Annotated in this window: 20 protein-coding genes and 3 pseudogenes; 15 read left to right on the forward strand and 8 right to left on the reverse strand. The window is 46.5% G+C overall.

Annotated elements, in window-relative coordinates; all coding sequences use genetic code 11:
* Window positions 1-195: 195 nt before the first annotated feature.
* Both mnmE and LI091_RS18675 read right to left on the reverse strand, forming a co-directional pair.
* On the reverse strand, window positions 196-1572 hold the full coding sequence (gene mnmE, locus LI091_RS16090) for a tRNA uridine-5-carboxymethylaminomethyl(34) synthesis GTPase MnmE (protein WP_022427294.1): 1377 nt from the start codon (window positions 1570-1572) through the stop codon (window positions 196-198).
* 117 nt (window positions 1573-1689) lie between these two features.
* Window positions 1690-1827 (reverse strand): annotated as a pseudogene (locus LI091_RS18675) (DUF6783 domain-containing protein); the annotation flags it as partial.
* On the opposite strand from LI091_RS18675, the pseudogene LI091_RS18680 reads away from it, so the two are divergent.
* Window positions 1765-1956: pseudogene (locus LI091_RS18680) on the forward strand (DUF6783 domain-containing protein). The pseudogenes LI091_RS18675 and LI091_RS18680 overlap by 63 nt on opposite strands.
* Window positions 1957-2075: 119 nt before the next feature.
* Here the strand turns inward: LI091_RS18680 and jag are convergent.
* The 6 genes from jag to LI091_RS16120 form a co-directional block, all read right to left on the reverse strand.
* The gene (jag, locus tag LI091_RS16095; protein ID WP_015526551.1) at window positions 2076-3083 is read right to left on the reverse strand and encodes an RNA-binding cell elongation regulator Jag/EloR; all 1008 of its coding nucleotides are present in this window, start codon (window positions 3081-3083) and stop codon (window positions 2076-2078) included.
* 21 nt (window positions 3084-3104) lie between these two features.
* Window positions 3105-4427, reverse strand: coding sequence for a membrane protein insertase YidC (yidC, locus tag LI091_RS16100; protein ID WP_015526552.1), 1323 nt, complete (start codon window positions 4425-4427; stop codon window positions 3105-3107).
* Between the two features lie 90 nt (window positions 4428-4517).
* Window positions 4518-4730 carry a membrane protein insertion efficiency factor YidD gene (yidD, locus tag LI091_RS16105; RefSeq protein ID WP_015526553.1) on the reverse strand — a complete coding sequence of 71 codons (213 nt, stop codon included), beginning with the start codon at window positions 4728-4730 and terminating at the stop codon, window positions 4518-4520.
* A complete protein-coding gene (gene rnpA, locus LI091_RS16110) occupies window positions 4708-5070 on the reverse strand; it encodes a ribonuclease P protein component (RefSeq protein ID WP_021650160.1) in 363 nt (120 codons plus the stop codon). The genes yidD and rnpA overlap by 23 nt, the downstream gene beginning before the upstream one ends.
* An 82-nt stretch (window positions 5071-5152) precedes the next feature.
* Window positions 5153-5287: a 50S ribosomal protein L34 gene (gene rpmH, locus LI091_RS16115; RefSeq protein ID WP_005423866.1), complete on the reverse strand. Its 135-nt coding sequence runs from the start codon at window positions 5285-5287 to the stop codon at window positions 5153-5155.
* Between the two features lie 205 nt (window positions 5288-5492).
* Window positions 5493-5729, reverse strand: a complete 237-nt coding sequence (locus LI091_RS16120) for a hypothetical protein (protein ID WP_147417230.1) — start codon at window positions 5727-5729, stop codon at window positions 5493-5495.
* 130 nt (window positions 5730-5859) lie between these two features.
* On the opposite strand from LI091_RS16120, the gene dnaA reads away from it, so the two are divergent.
* The 14 genes and pseudogenes from dnaA to LI091_RS16190 all read left to right on the forward strand — a co-directional run.
* On the forward strand, window positions 5860-7227 hold the full coding sequence (dnaA, locus tag LI091_RS16125; protein ID WP_015526555.1) for a chromosomal replication initiator protein DnaA: 1368 nt from the start codon (window positions 5860-5862) through the stop codon (window positions 7225-7227).
* Between the two features lie 277 nt (window positions 7228-7504).
* Window positions 7505-8620 (forward strand): DNA polymerase III subunit beta, encoded by a 1116-nt coding sequence (gene dnaN, locus LI091_RS16130; protein ID WP_015526556.1) that lies wholly within the window; start codon window positions 7505-7507, stop codon window positions 8618-8620.
* Window positions 8621-8831: 211 nt separating this feature from the next.
* Window positions 8832-9038: an RNA-binding S4 domain-containing protein gene (locus tag LI091_RS16135; RefSeq protein ID WP_021650164.1), complete on the forward strand. Its 207-nt coding sequence runs from the start codon at window positions 8832-8834 to the stop codon at window positions 9036-9038.
* Window positions 9039-9042: 4 nt separating this feature from the next.
* A complete protein-coding gene (gene recF / locus LI091_RS16140) occupies window positions 9043-10134 on the forward strand; it encodes a DNA replication/repair protein RecF (protein WP_118753239.1) in 1092 nt (363 codons plus the stop codon).
* A 55-nt stretch (window positions 10135-10189) separates the two neighbouring features.
* Window positions 10190-13099: a hypothetical protein gene (locus tag LI091_RS16145; protein WP_265191351.1), complete on the forward strand. Its 2910-nt coding sequence runs from the start codon at window positions 10190-10192 to the stop codon at window positions 13097-13099.
* A gap of 27 nt (window positions 13100-13126) precedes the next feature.
* A complete protein-coding gene (gene rsmA / locus LI091_RS16150) occupies window positions 13127-14002 on the forward strand; it encodes a 16S rRNA (adenine(1518)-N(6)/adenine(1519)-N(6))-dimethyltransferase RsmA (protein WP_015526558.1) in 876 nt (291 codons plus the stop codon).
* Window positions 14003-14427: 425 nt separating this feature from the next.
* Window positions 14428-14895, forward strand: a complete 468-nt coding sequence (locus tag LI091_RS16155; RefSeq protein ID WP_015526559.1) for a DUF1002 domain-containing protein — start codon at window positions 14428-14430, stop codon at window positions 14893-14895.
* A 1052-nt stretch (window positions 14896-15947) separates the two neighbouring features.
* Window positions 15948-16850 (forward strand): 30S ribosomal protein S1, encoded by a 903-nt coding sequence (locus LI091_RS16160; protein WP_022426933.1) that lies wholly within the window; start codon window positions 15948-15950, stop codon window positions 16848-16850.
* 29 nt (window positions 16851-16879) lie between these two features.
* Window positions 16880-18550: a putative manganese-dependent inorganic diphosphatase gene (locus tag LI091_RS16165; protein ID WP_044961512.1), complete on the forward strand. Its 1671-nt coding sequence runs from the start codon at window positions 16880-16882 to the stop codon at window positions 18548-18550.
* 13 nt (window positions 18551-18563) lie between these two features.
* Window positions 18564-19154, forward strand: a pseudogene (locus LI091_RS16170) (flavin reductase family protein); the annotation flags it as partial.
* A 320-nt stretch (window positions 19155-19474) separates the two neighbouring features.
* Window positions 19475-19987 (forward strand): shikimate kinase, encoded by a 513-nt coding sequence (locus LI091_RS16175; RefSeq protein ID WP_044961515.1) that lies wholly within the window; start codon window positions 19475-19477, stop codon window positions 19985-19987.
* 199 nt (window positions 19988-20186) lie between these two features.
* Window positions 20187-21479: a UDP-N-acetylglucosamine 1-carboxyvinyltransferase gene (locus tag LI091_RS16180; protein ID WP_092073580.1), complete on the forward strand. Its 1293-nt coding sequence runs from the start codon at window positions 20187-20189 to the stop codon at window positions 21477-21479.
* A gap of 439 nt (window positions 21480-21918) precedes the next feature.
* Window positions 21919-22155, forward strand: coding sequence for a hypothetical protein (locus LI091_RS16185; protein ID WP_199874122.1), 237 nt, complete (start codon window positions 21919-21921; stop codon window positions 22153-22155).
* A 71-nt stretch (window positions 22156-22226) separates the two neighbouring features.
* The coding region (locus LI091_RS16190) for an Rpn family recombination-promoting nuclease/putative transposase (protein ID WP_265191352.1) at window positions 22227-23046 on the forward strand (820 nt) is incomplete at its 3' end.

The following is a 23046-nucleotide window of genomic DNA, read 5'->3' on the forward strand; positions in this document are numbered from 1 at the left end:
GTGCCCCTTTGCGGTTTTCTCACATTCCAATGTGATCTACCCTCTGCGGGCTTCCGCAGTCCATGTGGCATACAGCAGGTAGACGCAATCTATACGGTTATACGACCGGAGTTCCGCAATCCATGCGGCATATACGGCCGAGATTCCGCAATCCATGCGGCCATTCGGCCGGGGCCTCCGCAGCCCATGCGGTTATTATTTCCCCATACAAAATTTAGAAAATATCTCATTAACAAGGTCTTCCCCAAGTGATTCTCCCAGAATCCGTCCCAGACTTTCGTATGCATCTGTCAGGTCTATGGAATAAAAATCCTCCGGCATTCCGCTTTCTATGCTATTTTCTACCAGAGAAAGACTTTCCTGTGCTTTTAAAAGCTCCTGTCTGTGGCGTTCATTGGTGATGTAGACTTCATCATTGAAATCAATCTCCCCACTGAAGAACATTTCCCGGATTTTTTCTTCCAGGTCTGTGATCCCGGTTTCTTCTTTTGCGGAGATTGGGATCACCGGCTGGTTTATTCTGCTCTTTAAATCCTCTATATCTATAGCAGATTCAAGGTCTGTCTTGCTGTAGAGGACAATTGTCTTTTTCTCTTGCAAAATTTTTATGATTTCTTCGTCGTTTTCATCCAACGGCACGGAGGAATCTACAACGTAGAGGATCAGATCTGCGTCTGCTGCCATTTCTTTGGCTTTGGATACACCGATTTTCTCTACGATGTCTTCTGTCTGGCGGATTCCGGCTGTGTCAGCGATCTTTAATGTGATCCCATGCAGGTTGATATACTCTTCCAGTACGTCTCTGGTGGTTCCTGCGATATCGGTCACGATGGCTCTGTCCTCTCCCAGAAGCAGGTTCAGCAGAGAAGATTTCCCTGCGTTCGGCTTGCCCAGGATCACGGTACGGATACCTTCCTGTATGATCTTTCCGTCTCCGGCTGTTTTTAACAGGTTCTGTATTTTTTCTTTTTCTTCTGCTACGATCTGCTCTAATTCTTCCGAATATCCTGTCAGATCATAGTGCTCCGGATCGTCTAATGCCGATTCAATGTACGCTATATGGTACAGTAGTTTTTCCCTGATCTGCTGTACAGTTTTTCGGACCGAACCTTTTAATTGTCCTACAGAATTCTTTAATGAGTACTCATTTTTGGACTGTATCACGTCCATAACGGCCTCCGCCTGTGAAAGATCGATCCTTCCATTGAGGAATGCACGCTTGGTAAATTCTCCCGGCTCGGCAATAATGGCTCCGTTTTTCAACACAGTTTCCAGTACCTTTTTCATGGCTAAAACGCCGCCGTGGCAGTCGATTTCTATGGTATCTTCTCCTGTATATGTCCGTGGTCCGCGCATGGCCATGACCAGCACTTCGTCTACCATTTCTTCGTTATCATAAATATATCCATAATGGATGGTGTGGCTTGGGACGTTTTTCAGAGATTTTTTTCCACCCTTGGAACGGTATACTCCGGATGCGATCTCAAAAGCCTCCGGGCCACTGATCCTGACGATCCCGATTCCCGATGCGCTCATGGCTGTGGAAATCGCAGCAATCGTTGTCTCTTCCATTTTTCACTCTCCTTTGTCAAACGGATAAAAGCATTCGGATAAAAGCATCCGGTTAAACGCAAAAATGTTACTCCGGAAAAGCTTTTTACACGCAAAAAACACGTGTTATTCACGCTTTCACCTAGAATAACATCTTCTGTCAGTTTCCATATTTATAATGCTAGAGCGTGTTTGAAAAAGGCTTTCTGCAAGATGTGCGTCACAATTTGTGGGAGATTTTGTCCGGATGAAGGCGCCGTAGCGGGCTACGGCAACTGAATTCGGGCAAAATATACCGCAAAGTGGGGCGTGCAGATTGCGGGAATGATTTTTCAAATACGCTCTAATCTCTGCATTCCGGATGTCCGCTGCAGAAATATCTTTTTGTTATTTGCTCTTCAATGATTATAAAGAATTGTTGCGGAGATTGCAATGATAATTTTTAATTTTCAGTTCCATACAAAAAAGCCGTACCCACGGAGCTTACGCTCCGGGATACGGCTTATAGCTTTACCGGTGGATCATCAATTATTGCGTTTCAGTTTTACTACTACATGTCTGTAAGGTTCTTCTCCCTCACTGACTGTCTCTACATAGCGGTTGCCCTGCAGAGATGCATGGATGATCCTTCTTTCGTACGGATTCATCGGTTCCAGAACTACCGGTTTTCTGGTTTTCTTTACCTTGAAGGCAATTCCTCTTGCAAGGTTCTCCAGAGTTTCCTTACGACGGCGTCTGTAGTCCTCGGTATCGAGTTTTACACGAATGTAGGTAGACTCGCCTTTGTTTACCACAAGGCTTGTCAGATACTGAAGAGAATCCAGTGTCTGGCCTCTTTTTCCGATGAGGATACCCATATCCTCACCTTCAAAATCCACATCCAGAGAACCGTCTGCAGTGTTGTATTTCGATGTGATCTCCACTTCTCCAAGATCCATGGAACCGAATACGTCACGAAGAAATACGACTGCTCTCTCCTCAACCTCTCTGATCTTCTCCGGATCGCTGAGGATCTCTATCGGTCTGCCCTGCTTCGGTGCTCTCTCACGTGTTTCCTTCGGCTGACGCTCCTTTGGAGCTCTTGGCTGTTTCTCACGTGCAGGCTTTGCTTTGCCCTGGAAATCCCTTGCAGGTCTTTCCTTTGGTGCTGCTGCCTTTGCAGGTGCTTCTTCGGATGCCTTCTCCACCTGTACAGCTTCTTTCTTCACCGGCTTCTTCTCCTCTGCAGGAGCTGCTTTCGGTGCAGATTCTTTCTTTACATCCGGAGTAAAAGGCTTTTCTAATTTCTTCTCTTCTTTGATAGCGTCCAGTTTCACGGACTCTACCAGTTCATCGATCTCCTGCATATCAGAAACTGGCTCGATTCTGCGAACTTTGATCACGGCAGGTTTGCTGCCGATTCCGAAGAATCCGGAGCTGCCTTCACTGATAACCTGAATATCAAGCTGGTCACTGGAAGTTCCAAGCTCAAGACACGCTTTTGTGATAGCTTCATTCTTTGTTTTTGCTGAAAACTGAATGTAATCCTCCATTACGAACCCCTCCGTTCCTGATTATTTCTTCTTATTTCTCTCATCAAAGTCTCTTACGAGATTTGCTTTAGCTGTGATGCTGCCCGGTTTTGCACTTCTTGCCTTCTCATAGGCAGTATCAACCTTCTGTGCTCTGTCTGAAGCACCATTGTTTCCGCTGTTGCCCTTATTGATCACAGGTTTATTGATATTCTTGGCGGACTGATGAGCCTGATTGGTGATCTTCTGCGGCGGAAGTCCTTCCTTCGCACGCTTCGCTTCGATCTTCTTCATATTCTCATTAACCAGATCATCAATGTTCATCTTATCAAGATGACGATTGATCGCAAACTGCTGGGCACTTCGAACGACAGCACTGGCGATCCAGTAGATACCAAGACCAACCGGGAATGTAAAACAGAAGAATGCAGACATCAGAGGCATGACCATGTTCATGGTTTTCATGGAGTTTGCCATTGCGCTGGCCTGATCATTTCCGTCTGCCGGCTGTGTTGCAGCCTGTGGCATAAGCTTCAGGTTCAGCATCTGAGTTGCCCATGCAAGAACCGGGATCAGAAGTGCTACGATCGCAAGTAACAGAGAACCATGATTTTTGAAGAATTCCATGATATAGTACAGCGGCTGGTCTGCGATATTCAGGCCACAGAAGCCCTGCATCTTGGAAATATTGCCGGATGCTTTTGTGATCGCATCAGAAAATCCTGAAAACTGATTCATCTGTGCCAGCTCTTTCCACTGGGAAGGAGAAAGTGCATACAGAAAATCAACAATCGAGTTACTTGTAGCATTTCCGGCACTGTCCATAACGAGACGCACTCGTGTCATGGAATGGTCTGTGATAAACTGCTGCAGGATATCTGTGTATCCGTTTACAGCTAGCAGGTTGTCAACTACACCAGTAAAAATGTTCTTTACACTTCCAACGTAAGCAGGAATCCGGTAGATAACCTGATACAGAGCAAACAGAATAGGCATCTGAATGGCTAACTGTACACAGCTACCGGTTGGAGAAACACCATATTTCTGATAAACAGCCTGGGTTTCTTCGTTCATTTTCATCATGGAAGCCTGATCCTTTTTACCCTGATATTTCTTCTGGATCTTCTGGATCTCAGGCTGCATGATCGCGCTTAACTTGGAGAATTTCTGCTGCTTGATCTGCAGCGGTGTCATAAAGGCAAAGATAAGAATACTGAAGATAATGATACAAAGACCAATGTTCTGGATTCCGAACAGGCCGTCAAGCATCTTATATATGCCATCCATGATCCATCCCATCACAGACGCGATCTGTCCGATAATAGGAGTTCCGGTTTTTGTTGCTAAAAACAGTTCCAAATTCATTTCCTCCTAGACTTCTTATTCAATTGTAAAAGTCCGGTAACTATTCATTCGTCCACTAACTGCGGAAGTACTGAACAGTCACAAAATAATTCATGGCACAGGGTCATAGCCTCCGTGGGAAAAAGGATTGCATCGCAATATCCTCCATGCCGCAAGAAGACTGCCCTTAAATGCGCCATATTTTTCGATTGCTTCCAAACCATATTGAGAACATGTGGGAATATAAGGACATTTCGTTCTCTTCATCGGCGATATATATTTTTGATAGAGCCTTATCATCTTAATCAGAAATTTCTTTATCATGTTCATTCCCTGTTATATGATGCTTTCTTGCAAGATGCAGAAAAGCACTCTCGATCTCGTGAAAGCTCTTGCCCTTGGCTGCGGCTCTCGCTACTACTACAATATCAAGGTTACTGTCAAAATCTGTTTCGTTGAGACGATAGCTTTCTCTGATCAATCTGGTGAGTCTGTGGCGAACCACACTGTTCCCTACTTTTTTGCTTACTGATATTCCCAGACGATTCTTCATGTGCTGATTCTTCAGCACGTACATCACCAGAAGCCGATTTGCGTACGATGTTCCGTTCTGATATACAACTTTAAAATCTTGATTTTTCTTTAAGGACTCTGATCTGATCAAACGAATCCTCCTTAATTAGATTCCGCCTGCGCGGATATTTCTCCGGATAGAAGAAAAGACCACATAAATGCGGTCTTGCAGCTTATGCTGATAACTGTTTTCTTCCTTTTAATCTTCTTGCAGCTAATACTTTACGTCCGCCCTTTGTGCTCATGCGAGCTCTGAAGCCGTGAACTTTAGCTCTGGATCTCTTTTTTGGCTGAAATGTCATCTTCATAGGTAAAGCACCTCCTTTATCTATTTTTAATTGTTATGAAATAACTTATCATTCAGAACATCGTTTCAATTATATAAATAAACCTCCTTTTCGTCAAGTAAAAATTGCAAAAAACCCGATAAAATCAAGGGTTCTATAAAATACCCCCACCTTACGGTATTTATTTTTTTCTCTTATGTGGAAAGCGCTTATGGTTTACGTAACATTATCCACATTTTGTGGATAACTTGTGGATAACTTGTGGATTGACCGGAAATCTATCCACTTTTTCGGAGAGTTTGTTCACATCGTTTTCAAAAAAACCCTTTATTTGCGGTATTTTTAAGGTGGATTTTTTTATACACATAATTCTTCCACATTTTCCACCAATTCTCGACTTATGGAAACCTCCAGGACTCTTATCCACAATAATCCACCCTAATCCACAGTAATTTCCCCACATTATCCACATTCTTTTCCCAAAAATCTCAAGGATTTTCCATTGCGAAAACCCCATTTTCATTGTAATATATAAAAGGATATCTATCTCCAGTCGCAGACTGGGGTTATTATAATACTCATGGGAGGAAAAAATGGACGCTGTTATTGAAAAATGGGAGGAGATCCTGCAAACTGTCAAATCTGAATATGAGGTGACTGATGTCCCTTTTAATACCTGGCTCAAGCCGCTAAAAGTTTATGAGGTTGACGGAAAGCTGATAACAGTGGTTGTTCCCTCTGAACAGGCAGCGATCGGAGTCAATTACATCAGTAAACGCTACAAAATACCCCTCCAGGTTACTATCTGTGTACTGACAGGCATGGAAGAATGCGAGGTTCGCTTCGTTCTGGAAAAAGATCTCCCCAAAAAAACAGAAAAAAACACTTCTTATGATAAACAGGTTCAGGATACACGTTACGAAGAGGCGCATTTAAATCCAAAATACACCTTCGACACCTTCGTTGTAGGAAGTAATAACAAATTCGCCCAGGCCGCAGCTCTTGCAGTTGCCGAATCACCGGGAGATACCTACAATCCACTGTTTATCTATGGCGGAGCCGGTCTTGGTAAGACGCATCTTATGCATTCCATCGCTCATTTCATTCTGGAACACGACGAAAACAGCCGTGTTTTGTATGTAACCAGTGAGGAATTCACCAACGAGCTGATCGAAACCATCCGAAACGGAAATAACACGGCAATGAGCAAATTCCGTGAAAAATACAGAAATATCGACGTTCTTCTTGTCGATGATATTCAGTTTATTATAGGAAAAGAATCCACACAGGAGGAATTTTTCCATACATTTAACAGTCTTCACAGTGCCAAAAAGCAGATCATCATATCCTCTGATAAACCACCGAAGGATATGGAAATCCTGGAAGAGCGCTTCCGTTCCCGGTTCGAGTGGGGTCTGATCGCAGATATCACGCTGCCTGATTACGAAACCCGAATGGCGATCCTTCATAAAAATGAAGAAATGAACGGCTACAACATCAGTGAAGATGTTATCAAATATATCGCTACCAATATCAAATCCAATATCCGTGAGCTGGAAGGTGCCTTCAACAAGGTCATGGCCGGAGCCAAGCTTGAGAAAAAGGAAGTAACTCTGGAGCTGGCAGAGCAGGCACTGAAGGATATTATTTCTCCGGATGAGAAAAAAGTGATCACACCGGAATACATCATCTCCGTTGTTGCAGAGCATTACGGAGTCACACCTGCGGACTTAAGCGGAAACAAACGAAACTCCAAGATCGTCATGCCCCGCCAGGTTTCCATGTATCTCTGCCGTGAGATCATATCCACACCTTTGAAAAATATCGGAAAAGCGCTCGGAAACCGTGACCATACCACCGTTATGCACGGTATCGAAAAGATCGAAAACGAATTGCAGAACGACGATAACTTAAAAAATACCATTGATATATTGAAAAAGAAGATTAATCCACAAGGTTAGGGAAGTTTTCCACATTACTGGTGTATAACGTGTTGATTGTATGTGGAGAGATGTGTACAACTTTTTTGCCAAAACGCGGCGGTAATTTTATCCCCGGGTTATTCACATGCGAAAATACCACTTTTACACAAAGTTATCCCAACGGAAAACCCCTGAAAACATCAGGCCTGCGGGAGTTTTTCACAAAATCTGTCCCCCTACGGCGGTTACTGCGGATTTTTTCTATAAATATATTTATAAAAACCACAATTTGTTCAGAAAGGGAGTTATACACACTATGAAAATCATCTGCTCCAAATCAAGTCTGTTAAAAAGTGTAAGTATCGCACTCAAAGCAGTTCCATCAAAAACCACAATGCCAATCCTGGAATGTATTCTCATGGATGCAACCACAAACCAGATCAAATTTACCACCAACGATATGGAGCTGGGAATTGAAACCATCGTTGAGGGTACTATTGAAGAAAAAGGTAAAGTTGCTCTTGATGCAAAAATCTTCTATGAAATCATCAGACGACTTCCGGATAATGATGTTACCATTAAGACCGATGATAAATATGCAGCAACCATTACCTGTGAAAAAGCAAAATTCAATATCCCTGGAAAATCAGGAGAAGATTTTGCTTATTTACCGATGATCGAGAAGGATGAACCGCTGACGATCTCTCAGTACACACTGAAAGAAATGATCCGCCAGACTATTTTTTCGATTGCTGTAAATGAAAACAATAAGCTTATGACCGGTGAGCTTTTTGAGATCAAAAATAACTGTCTGAAGGTAGTTTCTCTGGACGGACATCGTATCTCTATCCGAAAAATGTCTCTTAAGAAAGATTATTCTGACCGTAAGGTGGTAGTTCCGGGCAAAACTTTAAGCGAGGTCAGCAAGATCCTTTCCGGAGAAGTGGATGATCAGGTCAGCATTTACTTTACAAAAAACCATATTTTATTTGAATTTGATCAGACTATGGTAGTTTCCAGACTGATCGAGGGAGAATATTTCAGAATTGACCAGATGCTTTCCAGTGATTATGAGACAAAACTGAAGATCAACAAAAAAGAGTTCCTGGATTGTATCGACCGTGCCACACTTCTGGTACGTGAGGTTGATAAAAAACCGATCATCATCAACATCACAGACGATGATATGGAGCTGCGCATTGATTCTGCAATGGGTTCCATGAATGAAGAGATCGATATTGAAAAAGAGGGTAAGGATATCATGATCGGCTTCAACCCGAAATTCCTGATCGATGCGCTTCGTGTTATTGATGATGAAACTGTGACGATCTATCTTGTAAATCCGAAGGCACCGTGCTTTATCCGTGACGATGAGGAGAACTATACTTACCTGATCCTTCCTGTAAACATCAACCAGAATCAGGCCAGATAAGACCTGGGGTAATGTGAACGTTTTTGACCGATTGTGCATGGGAATGCGATCGTGTTCTGAGAATTGTTTCATGTGTAAACTGCTGGAAGGGGGGTATTTAAATTACCGCCTTCCGGTGAAATTTGTATTTTGGGGGATTTTAAATACCGTCAGAAGATCAGAAAAGACCGATCTGACGGAGAAAATACCCCGGAGATAAGAGGAGAAAAAATTGGAGATCAGAATTAAAGACGAATTTATCAAGCTTGGTCAGGCGCTGAAGCTGGCCGGTGTTGTGGAGGACGGCGTTGAGGCGAAATATGCCATCAATGATGGTCTGGTACTGGTGAACGGTGAGGTGGAGAACCGCCGTGGCCGCAAGATCCATCCTGGAGATACCATTTCCTACGATGGAAAAGATATTTATGTGATCGGGTGAAGGAATGTACATTGAATCCATCAGACTGAATAATTTCAGGAATTATGAGTCGCTGGAGATGAATTTTGATCAGGGCACCAATATTCTCTACGGCGACAATGCCCAGGGAAAGACCAATATCCTGGAGGCGGTTTATCTGGCAGGTACCAGCAAATCTCACAAGGGAAGCAAGGACCGGGAGATGATCCGCTTTGAGAATGAGGAATCCCATATCCGAATGATGGTGAAGAAGGGCGATCTTTCATACAAAATAGACATGCACCTCCGGAAAAACAAAGCAAAGGGAGTTGCCATCAACGGGCTACCGATCCGCAAGGCAAGGGAGCTGCTGGGGGTGGTGAATCTGGTGTTTTTTTCTCCGGAGGATCTTAATATTATCAAGAATGGACCGGGAGAGAGAAGACGTTTTCTGGATTCGGAGCTTTGTCAACTGGATGGTGTTTATATCACGGAGCTGGCCGGCTACAATCACATCGTGAACCAGAGAAACCGTCTTCTCAAAGACTGTTATATGAACCCCGGGCTGAAAGGTACCCTGGATGTCTGGGATATGCAGATGGTCGATTACGGAAAGAAGATCATCGGGAAGCGGGAAGCCTTTGTGGAGGAGCTTAACGAGATCGCAAGGGGGCTTCATAAAGGCCTTACCGGCGGGATCGAGGAGCTGGAGATCCTGTACGAGCCAAGTGTGACGGCGGCCGAGTTTGAGGATAAGCTTTCCAGGAACCGGGAGCGGGATCTTCGGATGAAGCTGACCTCCGTGGGACCGCACAGAGATGATTTCTGCGTAAAGGTCAACGGGATCGACATCCGGAGGTATGGTTCCCAGGGGCAGCAGAGGACTGCGGCCCTTTCCCTGAAGCTTTCGGAGATCTATCTGGTGAAGAAAAAGATCCGGGATACACCGGTTCTTCTGCTGGATGATGTTCTTTCGGAGCTGGATAGCAGCAGGCAGACATATCTGCTGGAAAGCATCCACGATATACAGACTCTGATCACCTGTACAGGACTGGATGATTTTGTCAGCCATCAGTTCAAGATCAACAGGGTTTTTCAGGTGGTAAAGGGGCATGTTTATATGCCTAAAGGGTTTTGACAAGCCCGTATGCATATGGTAAACTGATTCTGATTATGGAAAGTTGGTGAATATTTTGGATAAAGAGGAGTTTCGCGTTAAGCTGGGACAGATCAATAAGCTGGTCGAGACCCAGGATTACAAAGGCGCCATGCAGATTGTTGACAGCATTGACTGGCGTCGTGTGAAAAACGTCCGTACCCTTTGTGTAGTGGGCGAGATCTACGCGGCCAACAAGCGCTATGAAGAGAGCAAGGAAATTTTTCTTCTTGCCTACCACAGAGCGCCGATCGGCAAGAACATACTTTACCGTCTGATCGAGGTTTCCCTGAAAATGGGACAGATCAGTGAAGCCACAGAATTCTTTGATGAATACAGAGAAGTGGCAGGTAATGATAACAGCCAGTATATACTGAAATATAAGATCGCCAGAGCGAAGAATGCATCTCTGAATGAACAGATCCGTATTCTTGAGGAATATAAGGAGAAGGAATTTACGGAGCGCTGGTCCTATGAGTTGGCCAAGCTCTATTACAAGGCAGGAGACAAGCAGAAGTGCCTGGATCTCTGCAATGAGATGATCCTTTGGTTCAATGACGGAACTTATGTGATGAAGGCCCTTGACCTGAAACAGCGGATGGGTGTTCTCACTGGCGAAGAGAAAGAGAAATACGAACAGCGTTTTATCCCGAAGCTGATCCCGCCGGAAAAGGCGCAGGAGATCAGGGAGAGCAAGGAAGCATCCGGCGAGTATGAGGAGGCAAAACCGGTCACAGATACCATCCAGGTAGATGATGAGCGGGATCTGAACAGTGCGGAGACATTCCAGGAGAAGCTTTCCAAGGGATTCCGTGATATCTTTGGCGGACATAAGAAATCTGCGGAAGAGGATATGGAGGAAAAAGAAGCTGCGCAGGATGAAGAGCAGGATGAGGTTTCCACAGGCTCTGAGGATGTGACGGAACAGACGGAAGCGCCGGAGGCTGAGACTGCTGCGGCAGCAGAACCGTCAGAGGAGTTTACAGATTCTGAGGAGATCGAAGCAGCAGAAGGAAGTGAGGAAGCTTCGGATGAGCCTTCTGAAGATCAGGAAGAGTTTTCCGGACAGGAAGCGGATGAGATCCCGCTGGCATCCGGTGTTGAGAACCTGTCATCCGGAAGTATGAAGCTGCAGGCTCAGGAACTGCAGGATAAAGAGGAAGAAGAGACTTATCAGGAAGCGGAAGAAGCTGAGGCTGAGAAAGCTACAGAGATGTCTTTGTCCCAGAGTGTTGCAGAGATCATGAAGGAGAAGGCTGCCGGAAATGAGGAAAGTGAGGAGAAGCCTGCAGGGGTTCCGCTTAATGAGGAAGGCAAGCCTGATTTTTCCGCAACGATTCGTATGCCGGAGCTGAAGATCCCGAAGTCCATGATCAATGTGGACCCGGAGAATGCAAGCAGTTCCGCGGAGATCCCGGATGCGTCCGGAATTTTCGGAAGTATCGAGGATATTGCGGCATCTGTAGGTGACAGGTCCGGGAAGGATAAAGATAAGGATAAGGACTTCAACCTGGAGGATACTATTCTGGCAGCAGCTACACAGCAGGGAATCGATATCCCGGAGGAAGAGAAATCTCCGGATGTCCAGCAGTCCGACGTAACGGAAGAGCCGGCTGGTATTGAGGATCTGGATATTGCGGCTGATGAATTTGTTCCGGAGGAGCCGGATGCGGCAGATATCGAGGATATCATGGCGCAGATCTCCGCTCAGCAGGAGGAAGAGGTAACGGAGACTTCCGATACCAGACTTCCGGATATCGTCTTTGATGAAGATGAGGAGCCGGTTACTGAGGAGGATCTTCAGGCTGCAGAAGCAGAGTTTCTGAATGGTCCGTCAGGAGTACAGAAGCCGGTGGAAGAAGAGGATGTGCTTCCGGAGATTCCTTCACTGGAATCTGAGGAGCAGGTGCAGAAGGCGGCAGCAGAGCCTTCAACGAAGCTTCATCATGAGGAACCGGTGGCTTCAGCGGAAGAGGAAAATCTTCTTGATGAGGAAGAAGAATACAGTGATGACGCCTTTGACTTCCAGGATGAGGATGATGAGAATGAGGATGATTTTATCAGCAGTCTCATCGGTGATGATTCTGATGAAGCCATGGAAGAGGACGATGAGGAAGAGGAGCTCAGCGAGGAAGAGCAGCTTGAGAAATTTATCGCTACGATCCATCCGGAAAAGGATCCTACAAAGATCGTTTCCAGAAAGAAAGAGCTCACAGATGAAGAGAAACAGCTTTTCACCTATTTTGTTACAGTTCCCGGAATGAAGGAACAGCTGCTTGATGTACTCTGCGATGTGCAGATGGGCGCAGCAGACAAGACCTCCCAGACCGGAAATGTGATCGTTATGGGCGGCAGAGAAACAGGTAAGACGAGACTGATCTCAAGTCTGATCCCGGCAATCTGTAAAGAGCTGAATATCGAGGCTTCCAAGGTTGCCTATATATTTGCGGATGATCTCAACGGAAAGGATATTCCGGAGATCATATCCAAGCTTGCCGGCGGTTTCCTTGTTATCGAGGATGCAAACCAGCTTTCCCAGGAAACAGCAGATGAGCTTGAGGAAGCTATGACCGGAAACACAAAGGGAATGATCGTGATCCTGGAGGATGAAAAGATCGGTATGCGTAAGCTGATCGCAAGATATCCGAAGCTTGCGAAGAAGTTTACATCCATGATCAACATTCCTGTATTTACAAACGATGAACTTGTTAATTTCGCCAAGGTCTATACCATGGAGAATGGATTCCGTATCGACCAGATGGGCATGCTTGCTCTGTATAATCTGATCGGGATCAACCAGAAGGAGGATCAGCCGATGTGCATCGGTACTGTGAAGACCATGCTGGATAAGGCTATGGAGAGAGCTCAGAGCGGATTGTTCAAGCGTTCTAAGAAGCGTGTGGACCGTGATGGCTACACGGTACTTTTTGAAAAGGATTTCAGCTGAAAATAAGAAAAAGCAGAGGTAAAAAATATGGCCAGACCTTATCTTGGTAACCCGAAATATACCATTGAAGTCCTTCAAAAGTATCATTTTGTTTTCCAGAAAAGGTTTGGTCAGAATTTTCTGATCGACGAGCATGTTCTGGAAAAGATCATTGAGTCTTCGGGTATCACGAAGGATGATTTTATACTGGAGATCGGTCCGGGTATCGGAACTATGACCCAGTATCTTGCGGAGGCTGCCAGAGAGGTGGCTGCTGTGGAGATCGACAGTTCGCTGATCCCGATCCTTAAGGATACGTTGAAGGACTGGGATAATGTTTCCGTGATCAATAACGATATCCTGAAAACGGATATCAAAAAGATCGCAGATGAGAAAAACGGCGGTAAGCCTGTGAAGGTGGTTGCGAATCTGCCGTATTACATTACGACTCCGATCATCATGGGGCTTTTTGAGAAGAATGTTCCTGTGGATTCGATCACTGTCATGGTGCAGAAGGAGGTTGCAGACCGTATGCAGGTTGGTCCCGGTACCAAGGATTACGGTGCGCTTTCCCTGGCTGTGCAGTATTATGCGAAGCCGGAGATCGTTGCGAATGTACCGCCGAACTGTTTTATGCCGCGGCCGAAGGTTGGAAGTGCGGTGATCAAGCTGACGCGTTATGAGAAGCCGCCGGTGGATGTGAAGGATGAGGGGCTTATGTTCCGTCTGATCCGTGCATCTTTTAACCAGAGGAGAAAGACGCTTGTGAACGGGATCAGAAATTCCGGAGATTTTTCCCTGAGTAAGGAGGAGATCGAGGATGTGTTCAACAGGTGTGATCTTCCGCTGAATATCAGGGGTGAGGCGCTGACTCTGGAGCAGTTTGCGATGCTTGCCAACTGTATTTATGATGAGAAAAATTAATATATGATAAACGCAAAAAGAGCCCGGGCAGCTGTTCCGGGTTCTTTTTGCGTTTCCGGACGGGAATGTTGGAGAGGTTTCCTGTCCGGACCTATATATTTGTTATAGAAAGGAGGTTATGTCTGAGGTGTCAGACATAAGTAAGTAATGAAAAATTTACATTTTTTATTTTACTGATGAGATGTTAGGAAAGTTTGTTTAAAATATGAAAATATTGTGAATATATTTTTGGTGATATACATAAAGTCTGAATGGCGTGGGTGGGAATGGGGAAAATTGAGGTTTACAGAGGGGTGGGGGTGTGTGGTATACTGAGGGGCGTCGAAAAGGTAATGATGAGGTAATAAAAAGGCAGTAAAAGATAGTTAAAAATAGTAAAAGGCAATTTTTGATAAGGGCTGGTGCCCGTATGGAGGTTGAATATTATGAGAAGATTGAACAAGGTTACAGCTTTGGTTATTGCGGGTGTTATTTCATGTACATCTCCGATGATGGTTATGGCGTCTGATTCCGGTTCTGTTATGAGTCAGGCGGAGGAGATCCTGAAGGATAATGAGGTTGGGTCTCTTGCTTCTGATCCGGATAAGGTTGGGGATATCATTGTTTATGTGAAGGGGCTTTTTGATTCTAACCAGATCACGGATGATGAGATTTCTCAGGGGATCGATGAGGCTGCGGATCATTTTGGGGTGAGTCTTAATGAGGATGATAAGAGTTCGCTGGTTAATATCATCAGTAAGTTCCGTGGGATTGAGATGAGTGATGATCAGATCAAGGGGTATGTGAGTGATGCTTATAGTACTTTGAAGGATATGGGTGTTACGAAGTCTGATGTGAAGAATATTTTTGAGAAGGCGATTGAGTTTATTAAGGGGATGCTTTCACGGCGGTGATGGTTTGTGATGGCTGGTGTTTTTGATGATGTTTTAGATGGAGTTTGAGTTAGAGGGTGAGGGTTGTGGCTCTTTTGTTGGGGTTGTTGTTGGTTTGTTTGGTTGAGATGTACAATATGTACAATGTTTAGGGTTTTGGTTTTGTTTGTGAATGTGGTGTTTTTATAAATTGGGGGAGGGTGTTTTGGAAAAAATTGTGCAAATGCGCTAATTGTTTACGAGATGTTCATTGTTTGTTCATATTTGTCTGGTAGTATAGGGATAGTTCGAAAGAACGTTACGAAAGACGCTGTAATGGTGTGTATCTGTATCATTACACATACAATTTTTTTCATAATAATCGCCCCGGTAAGCCACTACCGGGGCACTCCTCGTTTTTGGGCCTTTTTTGGGCTCTTTTTTTTGTGGGTGGGGAGGGATGGAGAGAGGGACGGACGGACTGCCGGAGGGGCGGCTGCATGGTCGTGCCTGGTGCGGTCGTTTCGCCGGGTCATACTAAGCGTCTGAGTCTTCTGCCGTGCAGGGCGCCCCATAACTCGCCATGTACGCTGATGCGTACCTGGCTCAGACAGATGGGGCTTACTCTGCGGCTTGTGGCCGCAGAGTACCTTCCCGTCAGAAGCCTCAGGCGCTAAGTATGACCAGCGGCTTACTCCGACGCACCGGGTCCCGACCATGCAGCCGCCCCTCCGGCAGTCCGTCCTGCGCGTTGGAGAGAAATAAAGAAAGCATCAAGGTTGTGATAAATGGGCTGATCTGAGTCCGTCCTGCGCGTTGGAGAGAAATAAAGAAAGCATCAAGGTTGTGATAAATGGGCTGATCTGAGTCCGTCCTGCGCGTTGGAGAGAAATAAAGAAAGCATCAAGGTTGTGATAAATGGGCTGATCTGAGTCCGTCCTGTACGTTGGAGAGAAATAAAGGGGTTAAGAAATTTCCAGTGCAAAAAATATAGCGCGGGTGGGGTGTGCATGCTATAATGATTAGGATTATAGTGCTGTCGTCTGGTTTGGGGCGGCGGTGGTTGGGTTTTTGTTTGAATGGGAGGTCTGGATATGGCGGAGTCTATGAAGGATTTTGAGAGGGAGCTGGAGGCTTCTTTTAAGAGGATCGATGAGGGTGATATTATCTCAGGGACTGTTGTGAGTGTGGATGAGTCGGGGGTTGTTCTTGACCTTAAGTTTTATGCTGAGGGTTTTATTCCGGTGGAGGAGTTTTCCCGGGTGCCGGGGTTTAATATTAAAGAGGCTGTTCAGCCGGGGGATGAGGTTCAGGCGATGGTTCTTCGCAGGGATGATGGTCAGGGGAATATTCTTCTTTCCAGAGCAGATGCTGCGGATGTGCTTGCCTGGGACAGGCTGAAGGAGCTTCAGGATTCGGGTGAGGTGCTGGATGTTGTTGTGAAGGGAATCGTTAACGGGGGTGCCATTGCTTATGTTGAGGGTGTCCGTGGTTTTATTCCGGCATCCAGGCTTGCTTTGGAGTTTGTTGAGGATACTGAGGTGTTTCTGAATAAGCCGATCCAGGTGCGGGTGATCGAGGTTGATAAGGCGAAGAAGAGGCTGGTGCTTTCGGCGAGGGAGATTCTTCGTGAGAGGGCTGAAGTGGAGAAACGGAATAAGATTTCCAATATCCAGGTTGGTTTTGTGACGGAGGGTACGGTTGAGAGTTTGCAGCCGTATGGTGCTTTTGTGGAGCTTGGGAACGGGGTTTCCGGGCTGGTGCATATTTCTCAGATCTGTGAGAAGAGGATCCGGAAGCCTTCTGAGGTTTTGAGTGTTGGGGATAAGGTTAAGGTGAAGGTTATCGCGATCAAGGATGGTAAGCTGAGCCTGAGTATTAAAGAGGCATCGGATCTGATGGCTAAGGAGGTTGAGGAGGAGTCTTTTGAGCTTCCGGAGTCGGGGGAAGAGGCTACTACTTCCCTGGGTGCTTTGTTTGCAAATATTAAATTATGATTATTTTGGATGAAAAAGGATGGATGTGTATGAAAAAACCGGAGAGAATATTTGTAATCGGACATAAGAATCCGGATACGGATTCCATCTGTTCGGCTATTGCTTATGCGGATATTAAAAACAGAACTACGCAGAATAAAAAATATATCCCGAAGAGAGCGGGGCAGATCAATGAGGAGACCAGGTATGTGCTGAACCGTTTTGGCGTACAGCCGCCGGCTTATCTGGGAAATATCGGTACGCAGGTCAAGGATATGGATATCCGGACCAGTCCGCAGGCGGATAAGAATATGTCGCTGAAGAATACCTGGGATCTGATGCAGGAGAACGGGATCGTTTCTCTTCCGATCCGGGATAAGGATGGGTGTCTGGAGGGGCTTGTGACGATTGGTGATATCGCAAAGACCTATATGGATACTACAGACAGTTATCTTCTTTCCAATGCGAGGACGCAGTATCAGAGAATTGCCGAGACTGTTGGCGGTGAAGTGGTGGAAGGTAACGGACACGGATATTTTGTGAAGGGGCGTGTACTTGTCGGTACTGCCAACCCGAAGATGCTGGAGGGCTACGTTGAGGAGGATGATATGATCATCATGGGTGACCGTGAGGAGGATCATCTTCAGGCGATCAGCCAGAATGTCAGCTGTATCATCGTGGGGCTGAATATCGTGGTTTCCGAGAAGGTTATAAAGCTTGCTCATGAGAAGAATATCGTGATCATCCGGTCTCCGTATGATACGTTTAATATTGCGCGTCTGATCAACCAGAGTATTCCGGTCAGCTTTGTTATGAAGCGGGATAACATGGTTACGTTTAATACCGAGGATTTTACGGATGATATCCAGGATGTTATGATCAAAAACCGTCACAGGGCGTTTCCGGTGATCAATCCTCATGGTAAGTGTATCGGTACGATCTCCAGACGTAATTTTCTGGATATGCATAAAAAGAAAGTGGTTCTTGTGGATCATAATGAGGTGGATCAGGCTGTTGATAATATCGAGAAGGCGGAGATCCTTGAGATCATCGATCATCATAAGCTGGGTACCTTGCAGACCATGACGCCGGTTGCTTTTCGTAATGAGCCGGTGGGATGTACGGGTACGATCCTTTATGAGATCTACGGAGAGCAGAGACTGGAGATCCCGGAAAAGATCGCGGGGCTTCTCTGTGCGGCTATTATTTCGGATACATTGATGTTCCGTTCACCGACCTGTACGCAGACGGATAAGATCGCTGCCAGTGCTCTTGCGCTGATCGCGGGGATCAAGATCGAGGAGTTTGCCCGAGAGATGTTTTCTGCGGGAAGTAATCTGAAGGATAAGTCTCCGGAGGAGATTTTTTATCAGGATTACAAGAAGTTTATCGGTGAGGGTAATGTTTCCTTTGGTGTGGGTCAGATCAGTTCCATGGACAGCGAGGAGCTTAAGGAGATCAAGGAGAAGCTGATGCCGTTTATGGTGAGTGAGTGTGGCCGTCATGATATCACGAGAGTTTATTTTATGCTGACGAATATCCTGGAGGAGTCTACAGAGCTTCTGTTTTACGGGGAGGGCAGCCAGCAGATGGCGGAGATCGCTTTTGAGCGGAAACCGGATGGAGATACCTTCAGTCTGCCGGGTGTGGTTTCCAGAAAGAAGCAGCTGATCCCGGCTATGATGGAGGCTGCTCAGTTGATGAACAGCGATTATGCATAAGAGGTGACGGAAAATGGCGAAACAGTTATGGAAGCCGGGGAACATGATCTATCCACTGCCGGCTGTAATGGTGAGTGTTACCGATGGTGAGGGGCATGATAATATCATAACGGTTGCGTGGACGGGTACGGTGTGTACCAATCCGGCGATGGCTTATATTTCTGTCCGACCTTCCCGTTATTCCTATGATATGATCCGGAAAACGGGTGAATTTGTGATCAATCTGACAACGGAGAAGCTGGCGTATGCAACGGATTTCTGCGGGGTCCGTTCGGGACGTGATGTGGACAAGTTCCGGAAGCTGAACCTTACGAAGGAGAAAGCGCAGTTTGTTTCTGCACCGATGATCGGGGAGGCTCCGGTTTCAATCGAGTGCAGGGTGCGTGAGGTGAAGGAGCTGGGGTCTCATGACATGTTTCTTGCGGATGTGCTTGCGGTCCATGCGGATGAAGCTTATATGGATAAAAACAACAGGTTTCGTCTTAATGATGCGGGGCTTCTGGTTTATTCCCATGGGGAGTATCTGGCGGGTGGCCGGAAGGTGGGAAGCTTCGGCTACAGCGTAAAGAAGAAGCAGCAGAAGAAGCAGAAGAAGTTGGATAAGAAATCAGACAGGGAAGCAGACAGGGAATCAGAGATGGCAGAGATGGCGGGGAAGTTGAAGACGTCAGGAAAGCCAGGGATGTCAGGAAAGTTGAAGATGTCAGGAAAGCCAGGGATGTCAGGGAAGTTGAAGACGTCGGGGAAGCCAGGGATGTCAGGGAAGTTGAAGATGTCAGGAAAGTCAGGGACGTCAGGAAAGTTAAAGATGTCAGGAAAGTTAAAGACGTCGGGGAAGGCAGGGCGAGAGAAACGTTAGGTTCTGCGGAGCCGTAACGTTTGTTGAGGTTTGGCAGCTGTTATGCTAAAATGAAAGGATACAGTATGAATAATATTACACTGATAGGAATGCCTGGTGCGGGGAAGAGCAGCATCGGTGTCGTTCTTGCGAAGGTACTTGGGTACCAGTTTATTGACTCTGATCTGCTGATCCAGAAGGCGGAGAAAAGGACTCTGAGTGAGATCATTGCGGATGAGGGTACAGAGGGCTTCAAGGCGATCGAGAATCGTGTGAATGCTTCGATCCAGGTGGAGAATACGGTGATCGCTACCGGTGGAAGTGTGGTTTACTGCGATGAGGCTATGCAGCATCTGAAGTCTGAGGGTGTTGTGGTGTATCTTAAGATCTCGCTGGAGCTTCTTTCCAGGCGTCTTGGTAATCTTAAGGGGCGTGGTGTTGTGCTCAAGGAGGGTCAGACGCTGGCGAGTCTTTATGATGAGCGTGTTCCTTTGTATGAGAAATATGCGGACATTGTGGTGGATGAAGAGGATAAGGATCTGGAGGGGAGTCTCCAGGTTGTGCTTGAGGCACTGAAGAACAGGGGAGATAAGGCGTAACTGTTGGCTTGTGGAAACGGTTTGCTGGAGTGTTTCGGGTCATGGGTTGTGACAGGTTTTCGTCATAAATTGTTTACAAATCTGAAATATGTGTTATAATATACAACTGACCTAAAAAACGGTATTGCGGAACGTTTGTTCCTGCAGTAAATTCAGAGAAAGTTTCTGCTCATAGAGGAGTAAATAATAGAGGTGTGTTATGGAACAGTATGTGATTAAAGGCGGCAATCCTCTGGTTGGAGAAGTGGATATTGCGGGTGCGAAGAATGCGGCGCTTGCGATATTGTCAGCAGCCATTATGACTGATGAAACTATATTGATCGAGAATCTGCCAGATGTTAGGGACATCAATGTTCTGCTTGAGGCGATCTCCGAGATCGGGGCTCAGGTTGAGCGTATTGATAAGTCTACTGTAAAGATCAACGGTTCTACTATCGGCAATCTCAGCGTGGATTATGAGTTTATCAAGAAGATCCGTGCTTCTTATTATCTTCTGGGTGCTTTGCTTGGTAAGTATAAGCATGCGGAGGTTCCGCTTCCGGGTGGATGTAATATCGGCAGCAGGCCGATCGACCAGCATCTGAAGGGTTTCCGTGCTCTTGGTGCGGATGTTGATATCTGTCATGGTGCTATTGTTGCCAAGGCGGAGAATCTGCATGGCAGCCATATTTTCCTGGATGTGGTTTCTGTTGGTGCTACTATTAATATTATGATGGCTGCTTCTATGGCGACTGGTCGTACGATCATTGAGAATGCTGCGAGGGAGCCGCATGTTGTTGATGTGGCGAATTTCCTGAACAGTATGGGGGCGAATATCAAGGGTGCTGGTACGGATGTGATCCGTATCCGTGGTGTTGAGACGCTTCATCGTACGGAGTATTCGATCATTCCGGACCAGATCGAGGCTGGTACGTTTATGTTTGCTGCTGCGGCTACTCGTGGTGATGTTACTGTTCGTAATGTTATTCCTAAGCATCTTGAGGCTACTACGGCTAAGCTTGAGGAGATCGGGTGTGAGGTTGAGGAGTTTGATGATGCAGTTCGTGTCCGTGCGCCGCATGTGCTTCATCGTACGCATGTGAAGACGTTGCCTTATCCTGGTTATCCTACGGATATGCAGCCGCAGATCGCGGTTACTTTGGCTTTGGCTGAGGGTACGAGTATTGTTACTGAGAGTATTTTTGAGAACCGGTTTAAGTATGCGGATGAGCTTTCCCGGATGGGTGCCAATATTAAGGTGGAGGGGAACTCTGCTATTATTGATGGTGTGAGGAAGCTTACGGGGGCGCGTGTGAGTGCGCCGGATCTTCGTGCGGGGGCTGCGCTTGTTATTGCGGGGCTGGCTGCTGAGGGTGTTACGGTTGTTGATGATATTGTTTATATCCAGCGTGGGTATGAGAATTTTGAGGAGAAGCTCAGGAGTCTTGGGGCTGAGATTGAGAGGGTTTCCAGTGAGAAGGAGATTCAGAAGTTTCGGCTGCGCGTTGGGTGATGGTTGGTGACAACTGGTAACGATTGATGATAATTGGATATTTGAGTTTTGCGTTTTTGGGAGAGTTCCCGGGTGTTTGGCCTGGGGGCTCTTTTTTTGTGTGGGTGGGAGGGATGAATGGAGGGAGGGACGAACGGACAGTCTGCCAGCGGGGCGGCTGCATGGTCGTGCCTGGTGCGGTCGTTTCGCCGGGTCATACTAAGCGTCTGAGTCTTCTGCCGTGCAGGGCGCCCCATAACTCGCCATGTACGCTGATGCGTACCTGGCTCAGACAGATGGGGCTTACTCTGCGGCTTGTGGCCGCAGAGTACCTTCCCGTCAGAAGCCCCAGGCGCCAAGTATGACCAGCGGCTTACTCCGACGCACCGAGTCCCGACCATGCAGCCGTCCCGCTGGCAGTCTGTCCGTTCTGGTTTTTTGGGGTGTGAGGTGTGGAGGTGTGCCGGAGGGTGGTGGGCCATCAGCGCTGCGCTGGATGGCTGCAGGGGCTGAGTTTCCTTGTGGTGTGCCGGGAAGGGCATCGGCGCTGTGGTGGATGCAGTGGAATGAGGTTTTGGCGGTTTTTGTCGAAGGTTTTTTGTTGACTTTTGATGGTGGGGTGGTTATACTGAAGGTACATATCTGGGAACATTCTGGGCCGTTCGGCTATCTGATCCCCATATGGTTGGTTGTATAAATATGGCGGGGAGGAGCCGGTTGGTTGTGTGAGGTTTTTTCTTTTGCCATCATAGTGAAAGGAGGAGTCTTATGCAGAGGAAGCGGCTTGAGGATATGAATCTTCTGGATGATTTTTTGTTTAACGCGGTGATGACGTTTCCTGGTATTGGTGAGAGGTTTTGCAGGTTGCTGCTGCAGGTGGTGCTGGGGCGTGAGATCGGGAGGCTGCGGGTTGTTGCGCAGAGGGCTTTTGGTGGCCGGGATGAGGGTTTTCGCGGGGCGCGGCTTGATGTTCTGGCTGAGGAGGAGCTGATGGATGTTTTGGCGGATCCTTCTGTTTTTGATATTGAGCCGGATAATAATGGTGATGTTGTGAGTCTGAAGGATCTGCCGAAGCGGGTGAGGTTTTATCATGCGATCATTGATAGCCGATGTTTGAAGAAGGGTGAGGGTTTCGGGAAGCTTAAGAGGGTTTTTGTTATTTTTGTCTGTTCGTATGATCCGTTTGATCGGGGTAGGATGGTGTATACGATCCGGAATATGTGTGAGGAGATTCCGGAGATGGAGTATGATGATGGGCTGAGGACGGTTTTTCTGAATACGAAGGGAGATGGTGCGGGTGTGCCTGAGGAGCTAGTGGCGCTGCTTCGTTTTTTGGAGGATACCAGGGAGGTGAATGCGGTAAATGATGTTTTGAGGGAGTTGTTGGAGATGGTCAGGGTTGTTAAAGAGGATGGAAAGGTTACGGTGGCATATATGAAGAGTTTTGAGATTGAGCAGATGTGGATTAATAAGGGGATTGAACAGGGGATTAGTCAAGGAATCGCCCAAGGGATTGAACAGGGAATTAGCCAAGGAATCAGCCAGGGAATCAGTCAAGGGATTGAACAGGGGCGGAGTGAAGAGAGGG

It is taken from the genome of Blautia sp. MSK20_18, from assembly GCF_020553125.1.
Classification (GTDB): domain Bacteria; phylum Bacillota; class Clostridia; order Lachnospirales; family Lachnospiraceae; genus Blautia_A; species Blautia_A fusiformis.

Excerpts from the sequence above, each read along its gene's own strand:
- mnmE (WP_022427294.1), bottom strand. The coding sequence starts at position 1,572 with ATGGAAGAGACAACGATTGCTGCGATTTCCACAGCCATGAGCGCATCG.
- jag (WP_015526551.1), bottom strand. The coding sequence starts at position 3,083 with ATGGAGGATTACATTCAGTTTTCAGCAAAAACAAAGAATGAAGCTATC.
- yidC (WP_015526552.1), bottom strand. The coding sequence starts at position 4,427 with ATGAATTTGGAACTGTTTTTAGCAACAAAAACCGGAACTCCTATTATC.
- yidD (WP_015526553.1), bottom strand. The coding sequence starts at position 4,730 with ATGATAAAGAAATTTCTGATTAAGATGATAAGGCTCTATCAAAAATAT.
- rpmH (WP_005423866.1), bottom strand. The coding sequence starts at position 5,287 with ATGAAGATGACATTTCAGCCAAAAAAGAGATCCAGAGCTAAAGTTCAC.
- LI091_RS16120 (WP_147417230.1), bottom strand. The coding sequence starts at position 5,729 with ATGTGGGGAAATTACTGTGGATTAGGGTGGATTATTGTGGATAAGAGT.
- dnaA (WP_015526555.1), top strand. The coding sequence starts at position 5,860 with ATGGACGCTGTTATTGAAAAATGGGAGGAGATCCTGCAAACTGTCAAA.
- dnaN (WP_015526556.1), top strand. The coding sequence starts at position 7,505 with ATGAAAATCATCTGCTCCAAATCAAGTCTGTTAAAAAGTGTAAGTATC.
- recF (WP_118753239.1), top strand. The coding sequence starts at position 9,043 with ATGTACATTGAATCCATCAGACTGAATAATTTCAGGAATTATGAGTCG.
- rsmA (WP_015526558.1), top strand. The coding sequence starts at position 13,127 with ATGGCCAGACCTTATCTTGGTAACCCGAAATATACCATTGAAGTCCTT.
- LI091_RS16155 (WP_015526559.1), top strand. The coding sequence starts at position 14,428 with ATGAGAAGATTGAACAAGGTTACAGCTTTGGTTATTGCGGGTGTTATT.
- LI091_RS16160 (WP_022426933.1), top strand. The coding sequence starts at position 15,948 with ATGGCGGAGTCTATGAAGGATTTTGAGAGGGAGCTGGAGGCTTCTTTT.
- LI091_RS16165 (WP_044961512.1), top strand. The coding sequence starts at position 16,880 with ATGAAAAAACCGGAGAGAATATTTGTAATCGGACATAAGAATCCGGAT.
- LI091_RS16175 (WP_044961515.1), top strand. The coding sequence starts at position 19,475 with ATGAATAATATTACACTGATAGGAATGCCTGGTGCGGGGAAGAGCAGC.
- LI091_RS16180 (WP_092073580.1), top strand. The coding sequence starts at position 20,187 with ATGGAACAGTATGTGATTAAAGGCGGCAATCCTCTGGTTGGAGAAGTG.